Annotated in this window: 5 protein-coding genes; 1 reads left to right on the plus strand and 4 read right to left on the minus strand. The window is 44.1% G+C overall.

What is annotated here, in order from left to right; translation table 11 throughout:
• Positions 1-93: 93 nt before the first annotated feature.
• Both A3756_RS15685 and A3756_RS15690 read right to left on the minus strand, forming a co-directional pair.
• Positions 94-999: a hypothetical protein gene (locus tag A3756_RS15685; protein WP_068509477.1), complete on the minus strand. Its 906-nt coding sequence runs from the start codon at positions 997-999 to the stop codon at positions 94-96.
• 164 nt (positions 1,000-1,163) lie between these two features.
• A complete protein-coding gene (locus A3756_RS15690) occupies positions 1,164-2,402 on the minus strand; it encodes a CsgG/HfaB family protein (protein ID WP_068509475.1) in 1,239 nt (412 codons plus the stop codon).
• Positions 2,403-2,997: 595 nt separating this feature from the next.
• On the opposite strand from A3756_RS15690, the gene A3756_RS15695 reads away from it, so the two are divergent.
• The gene (locus A3756_RS15695; protein ID WP_068509507.1) at positions 2,998-3,585 is read left to right on the plus strand and encodes a nucleoside triphosphate pyrophosphatase; all 588 of its coding nucleotides are present in this window, start codon (positions 2,998-3,000) and stop codon (positions 3,583-3,585) included.
• Between the two features lie 22 nt (positions 3,586-3,607).
• Here the strand turns inward: A3756_RS15695 and A3756_RS15700 are convergent, their stop codons facing one another.
• Positions 3,608-4,159, minus strand: coding sequence for a phosphatase PAP2 family protein (locus A3756_RS15700; RefSeq protein ID WP_068509473.1), 552 nt, complete (start codon positions 4,157-4,159; stop codon positions 3,608-3,610).
• On the minus strand, positions 4,128-4,742 hold a 615-nt coding region (locus tag A3756_RS15705; RefSeq protein WP_156490522.1), incomplete at its 5' end, for a glycosyltransferase. The genes A3756_RS15700 and A3756_RS15705, both read right to left, overlap by 32 nt.

A 4,742-nucleotide genomic window follows, 5' to 3' on the forward strand; every position in this document is an offset into this window, starting at 1 on the left:
ATCTAAATCAGTAAATATTAACCATTGCTTCATATTGATTCTCCTTTACTCTATTCTCTTCAATCAAGAGTTTAACTAACTTTGTCCTAGAGTTTAAATGTCTAAACCTCTAGGCATAAGGTGCTTTACAACCTTTCGTGAATTGTCCAGATTCAGTACGTGATGGCAGTGCTCAGGAAGGCAATCTAAACTATGTCTAGTCAGGCGCTCATAGTGCTGAATAAATGTTTCGACTTCCTCAGGGCTCATGATTTTGCTGTGTGTTTGATCCGTATCAAAAGAGCTTTTCTGACGAAGTTTCTCTTCTTGTTCCAGTCGCCACTGATATACACAGTCGAAGCTTGGCGCTTGTAACATGATCAAGCAATCAATTTGATTCCATAAAGACGGATAGTGGCTTGAGAGTTGATCGTTGACATATTGTCGCCAAGTGCCACTTTCGTCTTGTGTTGATTCAAGTTTGTTGATTGCTTCTTTAAGTCGCTCCTCAGCTTGAGCGGGGATCCCCAGACACCAGCCTTCCAAAATAATTATATCTAAAGGTGCTTCTACTTTTGGCCAGCTGCATTCTGGAAAGCGATCATCGGTAGCTTTATCGAATCGAGGTATAGAGATCTCTTGGTTGTGACTTTTTAGTGCATGCAGTGTATTCAGGGCCAAATTTAGGTCGTGGGTGCCGGGCACGCCTCGTGTTTTAAGCATGGGGTGAATGTCGCGTGCCAAGTGCTGGCGTTGGTCGTGCGTAAGGTAAAAGTCGTCGATAGAGATGGATAGACTCTTTAAACCTTCGGCCTGGAACGACAGGGAAAGGTAGTCTGCCAAAGTAGTCTTTCCAGAGCCTTGGCAACCATTTAATCCAACAATTATGGTTTTTTGTGCACCTTTATGGTGCTTGATAATAGTCTTAACCAGCGGGTCAAACCAAATTGAGGCCTGAGTTAAATAGGACTCAGGTAGCTTGTTGCCCTTTATAAATGCCTGTTTGTCAGCTGTCTTCATGGTAGGGAGCCTATCACTACTCAATAATATAAGTGGGATAATGCATTAACCGTTCCGGTTTTTAAGTTACGGAAGAAGCTTTTGATTGGATCAGGGGGAGACAGCTTTAAATAAGGAACCATGCCTCCCTTAAAACGTCTGGGAGGCATGGGCTAACTTAGCGCCTAACGGAACAGATTTTCTTCATTAACCAATTCAATCGCATTCAACTGATGGTAAATACTATCATCGTAGGCACCATTTGAGATGATGCGTTGTCTGTGACGCTCAAAGATCTTGTTGTACTTCATTATGCGGCTGCCATAAGCAGACCAGGCTTGCTCTTTGGCTTGCTGAGGCCATGATTCGAGTTCAATTTGTGCAGTTTCTAGTTGAGAAACATGCGGGCCTCCCCAAATCATTGACATGGCGAGTGCTCCCATACCGTGCATATCGGGGTGATTCTTCATAGCTTCAATTTGCTGGGGAGTCATTGAGGCAAATGTTCCCATATGCTCCACACTGCGCTTAAGTGCTTTGTAGTAATCTTCCATTGCGTCTTCATCGTAGTTGTCGACGCTAATATTTACATTACGTGTTCTAACATTAACGACAGGTGCTGCAGCAACGACAGGGGTGACAACAGGTGCAGTGTATTGCTGAGTTGCTTGGGGCATTGGGTCGTCTTCACCACCGATCGTTAGACGACCACCTTTACCTAGTCCGCCTTTTACCGTTTGGGCTTTGTATACGCGAAGAGCCTTAACCATTTCATTGAAGGAGTCAGCGAAGGCTGCGGTAACAACCTTACCTTCAGGAGTCTTAGAAAATCCACCTACGCCGACAGCAGCACCGCCACCAAATAGGCCGCCAAGGAAACCGAAGTCATTGTTTTCAGCGCTACCATTTGCCGAAGAAACCTGAACACCAGAACGGTTTTCGATAAGCGTTAAATTGGTTTCGGCTTCATTTGAACTCATTTGACCGGCCGCAAGCTTGCCTAGTGATCCGAAACTGCCAAGTACTGCGCCAAACCCGCCGGTTTTTTCTGCAAACAAGACAGAGGGGCTAAGTGTAAAATCAGCTGCTACCATTTGACCGCCGCCAAAATTACTACCAGAGCGCAGTTGACCAGAATTCATTAGTTGACGTTCACGGTTCATTGCATTCATTGCCGCGCCACGTTCAACGATGACAAAACAGTTTGATTGCTGAATCATGAGTCTTAGGACCGGGACAGTACTTCCTAGTCTTGGATATTGCTGTTTGTAAGTTCCCCACCATGGTAGTGAGGTATCTTCAAAGATAGACAGTGTGCCGAGTGTTTCTTCACACTTTTCGAGTTCTGTGTTGTTATCTACGCTACTTTCACCAGCAGCACTGCCAGTAACGACACCGCTTCCGCCACCACCTAGGGAAGGCATGGTGCTACAAGCAGATAGCAAGATTGATGCGATAGTTATGGATATAACGCTTATTGATTTGATGGGGTTAATTCCGACTTCCTTTTAAATATTCGTGATAACAATATTCAATGTCACATTATGGTTTTACCAACTAACGAAACATTTCCCTCTCTGCTCTATCGAAAAATTACCCTAGGGGCATACTACTTCGTAGTGAGTACTACTCGGAAAAAGACTGCATCGAGCACTGCCTATTATCTTGGCGCTTTTTGAGGGTGATCGAAATATTCTATAGAGCAAAAGTTACAAAAAAATTTCCGTTGCTGTAAGTAACTTGCAATACTATATAACTGTATATTCAGTAGAAAAAAACTCTTAGGATAAACAAAGTACCTTTGCTGAACGTTTTTAGAGGGCTAAATTTATTGGAGAACTGTTATGTTAAAACTAGCAATTTTTCAGAAAGCGCCTTTACTGCTTAACCGACTATAAACAATTGATAAAGCAATCCGTTCCGTTGAAGACGCTGCTACGTAAGGAGCGAGGCTTGTCATACTTTCCGAAGCGATTATTCCAGGTTTACTATTCAATTTATGAAGGAATCTTAAAAAATATGGCAGACTTGCTATTGGCATCTGGCTCCAGTCGCCGGAGAGAACTATTAGAACAAATCGGTGTTCCTTATCATAGTGCATCAATGGATATCGATGAGTCAGTACTTGAAGGGGAATTGCCCGACGCTTATGTAAGGCGCTTGGCTAAAGAAAAAGCCTTAGCAGGTCTCAGCTTTAATCCTGAAAAGACAGTTTTAGCTGCAGATACGACCGTTACGATAGACGGCACGATTCTAGGCAAGCCAGATAATGAACGCGTAGCATTTGAAATGCTAAAGCGTTTATCAGGAACAAATCATCTAGTGCTAACGGGTATCGCTGTGGCGAAGTTATCTGAGGGGAAAGCGGTAATTGAAGCTGATGTTGTGACAACAGAAGTGTCGTTTATGAAGCTGAGTGATCAGCAAATTAGGCAATATATCGCAACGGGTGAACCAATGGATAAGGCAGGTGCATATGGCATACAAGGCAAAGCGGCATTGTTTGTTGAAGGGATTGTCGGAAGCTATAGCAATGTAGTGGGCTTGCCTCTGGCCGAAACAGGGAAGATCTTACAGGCCTTCGATGTGCCTATTTGGCAGGAATAAGGTAAAGGCCAGTAGCGCTGGTTTAGAAGAGTACGGGGCTTAAGTAGTTTGCAATTGATGCCAGCAATATACCTAATCCCGCGCCACACAATACATCTGTCGGATAGTGAAGGCCGAGTACCATTCTCGAGAGGGCAATTAGAATAGAGAAGGGTACCAATAATACAGCGAACTCTGGCAGGTGCCATAGCACAACAGTCGAGAAGCAGGCCGCGTGCATTGTGTGTCCAGAAGGAAAGCTGTATTGATCTAAAGGTGCGCAGCCTTTATAGACATCTTTTGAGCGGATAAATGGTCGTTCTCTTACTAGTTTCTTTTTAAGTTGCTTATAGATCAGTAGGCAAGCACCGCCCGCCGTTATCATCAACCCTGATAAAAGTAGACCTTCTTCACCATATAAGATTGGCAGGACAAGCGCGAGACTATACCAGAAAACACCATCCCCTAAGCGGCTGATTATTGCAAAGAAGGTGTTAACCGTTTTAGTGCGACAAAAATGATTAAGGTACAGGCAAGCTGCAATATCCCAGCTATTGAGCTTATTAAATGCTGTTGATGTTTTGAGAGGATTCATGTGTCTCATCTCCTAGCCTTAAGGGTGGCTTTTCGAGTAACTTTTTGACGAACTGATTGACGATATTGTTCCAGGTAATTGTTTGTGCCAATTGATAGGCATTTTCACGAATTTTTTCCAGCTCGGAAGAGCTTTCGATTGCTTCCAGAGTCAATTGAATGAAGGCTTCGTCATTGTCTAAATTTGCGATATATGCCGAATTGCCATGGCTTAAGTGTTCCTTCGCAGCGGCGTCATTAAATGCAACGATACCCAGCCTGCTTGCCATTGCTTCAGTCACAACATTACCAAAGGTGTCGGTTTTGCTTGGAAATAGAAAAAGGTCTGCTGAGGCATAATACTTGGCTAGCTCTTCACCCGTTTTCATTCCAACGAAACGGATGCCAGGGTGTTCACTTTCCAAGGTTTTTCTTAAGGGGCCATCACCAACGACGACGAAAACACAGTCCGGATGAGTGGCGGTGACGTTCTCATAGGCCTTGATAGCCAAGGCAATATTTTTTTCTCCTGCAACTCGGCCGACATAGAGGCAAACGACTTGCCCATCTGTCACATGCCATCTTTCACGAAGGCGAGAACAGCG

The organism is Oleiphilus sp. HI0086, from assembly GCF_001635225.1.